2 rRNA genes are annotated in these 3,122 nt (G+C 52.2%); both read right to left on the bottom strand.

The features are described from left to right. Nucleotides 1-117: ribosomal RNA gene (rrf, locus tag HMPREF3182_RS02005) — 5S ribosomal RNA — on the bottom strand. A 67-nt stretch (nucleotides 118-184) separates the two neighbouring features. After that, nucleotides 185-3,095 (bottom strand): 23S ribosomal RNA (locus tag HMPREF3182_RS02000). Nucleotides 3,096-3,122 lie beyond the last annotated feature (27 nt).

Below are 3,122 nucleotides of genomic sequence, written 5' to 3'. Positions count from 1 at the left end.
AATCAGCGACTCCCTATCCTCCCAGAGGGCCTCCCCTCCAGTACTTTCAGCGTATACGGGCTTAACTGCTGTGTTCGGCATGGGAACAGGTGGATCCCCGTAGCTATCGCCACTGAATTTCAGGTATGTACCCTGACAACTGCTTAGAAAAGTATTCCTTAACTCCCCTTCTTCTCTTCTTTATTAAGTCAAGTCCTCGGTCTATTAGTACCGGTCCGCTCCATACATTACTGTACTTCCACTCCCGGCCTATCTACCACATCGTCTTTGTGGGACCTTACTTTTGCAATGAGAAACCTCATCTTTAGGCTGGTTTCACGCTTAGATGCTTTCAGCGTTTATCCGTCCCGAACGTAGCTACCCAGCTGCACACCTGGCGGTATGACTGGTACACCATTGGTTCGTCCACTCCGGTCCTCTCGTACTAGGAGCAGCCCCTTTCAAGTTTCTTACGCCCGCGATGGATAGGGACCGAACTGTCTCACGACGTTCTGAACCCAGCTCGCGTACCACTTTAATGGGCGAACAGCCCAACCCTTGGGACCTACTTCAGCCCCAGGATGTGATGAGCCGACATCGAGGTGCCAAACCTCCCCGTCGATATGGACTCTTGGGAGAGATAAGCCTGTTATCCCCAGGGTAGCTTTTATCCGTTGAGCGATGGCAATTCCACTCTCTACCACCGGATCACTAAGCCCGACTTTCGTCCCTGCTCGACCTGTACGTCTTGCAGTCAAGCTCCCTTCTGCCTTTACACTCTTCGCGCGGTTTCCGTCCGCGCTGAGGGAACCTTTGGGCGCCTCCGTTACTTTTTAGGAGGCGACCGCCCCAGTCAAACTGCCCGCCTGAGACTGTCCGCAGCTTCGTTACGGCTCTCGTTAGAATTCCAATACAACAAGGTTGGTATCCCACCTGTGGCTCCATGCATACTGGCGTACGCACTTCTCCGCCTCCCAACTATCCTGTACATCTTATACCAGAATCCAATCTCAGGTTACAGTAAAGCTCCATGGGGTCTTTCTGTCCAGTCGCGGGTAACCTGCATCTTCACAGGTACTTCAATTTCACCGGGTCCCTCGTTGAGACAGTGCCCAAATCGTTACACCTTTCGTGCGGGTCGGAACTTACCCGACAAGGAATTTCGCTACCTTAGGACCGTTATAGTTACGGCCGCCGTTTACTGGGGCTTCAATTCTCTGCTTCGCCTTACGGCTAACACGTCCTCTTAACCTTCCAGCACCGGGCAGGTGTCAGCATCTATACATCAGCTTTCGCTTTAGCAGACGCCTGTGTTTGTGGTAAACAGTCGCTTGGGCCTCTCTTCTGCCGCCCATTCCTGCTCCATCCGTATGGACTTCACATACTCTGGGCTATCCTTTTCCCGAAGTTACGGATATATTTTGCCGAGTTCCTTAACGAGGGTTTTCCCGCGCACCTTAGAATTCTCATCCTGCCTACCTGTGTCGGTTTTGGTACGGGCGCCTAAGTACTCACTAGCAGCTTTTCTCGACAATCTAGTTCCGATCCCTTCACTTTCCTCTCGGAAAGCTCCCCATCACTTCTCGGCCTTTTCATAGAGCGGTTTTTCCTACTCTACAGCCTACCTGCTTAGACATGCTCTTCCAGTCGCATGCGCATCGTCCTTCTTGTGTCACCACATCGCTCAATCATACTTCTGCGGTACAGGAATTTCAACCTGTTGTCCATCTCCTATGCGTCTTCGCCTCGGATTAGGTCCCGACTTACCCCGGGTCGACGATCGTTGCCCGGGAACCCTTAGGCTTTCGGTGGGGTGGATTCTCACCACCCTTTTCGCTACTCATACCGGCATTCTCTCTTCCTGCCTGTCCACCTGTCCTTCCGGTCAGGCTTCTCCCATGCAGGAACGCTCCCCTACCCAATTAGCATTGCTAATTGCCAAAGCTTCGGTTCCGTACTTTAGCCCCGGTCATCTTCGGCGCAGAGCCTCTCGACCAGTGAGCTATTACGCACTCTTTTAATGATGGCTGCTTCTAAGCCAACATCCTGGTTGTTTTCGAAACTCCACATCCTTCACCACTTAGTACGGCATTGGGGACCTTAGCTGTTGGTCTGGGCTGTTTCCCTCTTGACTACGGGCCTTATTACTCGCAGTCTGACTCCCATGTATAAGTACAGCCATTCGTAGTTTGATTAAGTTCGGTAGCCGGATAGGCCCCTACCTCGTTCAGTGCTCTACCGCCTGTACTCTCTCCATGAGGCTAGCCCTAAAGCTATTTCGGGGAGAACCAGCTATCTCCACGTTCGATTGGCATTTCACCCCTACCCACATCTCATCTAAAAGCTTTTCAACGCTCACTAGTTCGGCCCTCCACACATTTTTACCTGTGCTTCAGCCTGGACATGGGTAGATCACTGTGGTTTCGGGTCTACTACTACCAACTGTCGCCCTTTTCAGACTCGCTTTCGCTTCGGCTCCACGTTTTCCGCTTAACCTCGCTGGTAACAGTAACTCGCCGGTTCATTCTTCAATAGGCACGCCGTCGCTCTCATACGGAGCTTCGACTGCTTGTAGACATACGGTTTCAGGTTCTATTTCATTCCCCTCCCGGGGTTCTTTTCACCGTTCCCTCACGGTACTATGCGCTATCGGTCTCTATCAGTATTTAGCCTTGGAGGGTGGTCCCCCCTGCTTCCCACAAGGTTCCTCGTGCCCCGTGGTACTCCGGATTCTGCTGTTTCCCTTTGATTACGCCTACCGGGCTCTCACCGTCTCTGGCTCAGTTTCCCACCTGATTTGGCTTCTCGCTGGTTCTGCTCTGCAGTCCTCTACCCCTAATCGGTTTCCCGTTTAGGTTTAGGCTCTTCCCCGTTCGCTCGCCGCTACTTAGGGTATCTCGGTTGATTTCTTTTCCTCCGGCTACTTAGATGTTTCAGTTCACCGGGTTCCCCTCCATCTTACGATGGATGACAGTACTCCTACTGCCGGATTGCTCCATTCGGATATCTACGGGTCAATGGTTACTTGCACCTCACCGTAGCTTTTCGCAGCTTATCGCGTCCTTCATCGGCTGATAGGGCCAAGGCATCCGCCGTACGCCCTTACTTACTTGACTTCTCTTTCTTTTCAGAAAGCACCTTTT

The organism is Megasphaera hutchinsoni, assembly GCF_001553405.1.
Lineage (GTDB): Bacteria > Bacillota > Negativicutes > Veillonellales > Megasphaeraceae > Megasphaera > Megasphaera hutchinsoni.
The sequence above is the reverse complement of the archived record's forward strand: the minus strand, read 5'-3'. Positions and strand labels throughout refer to the sequence as shown.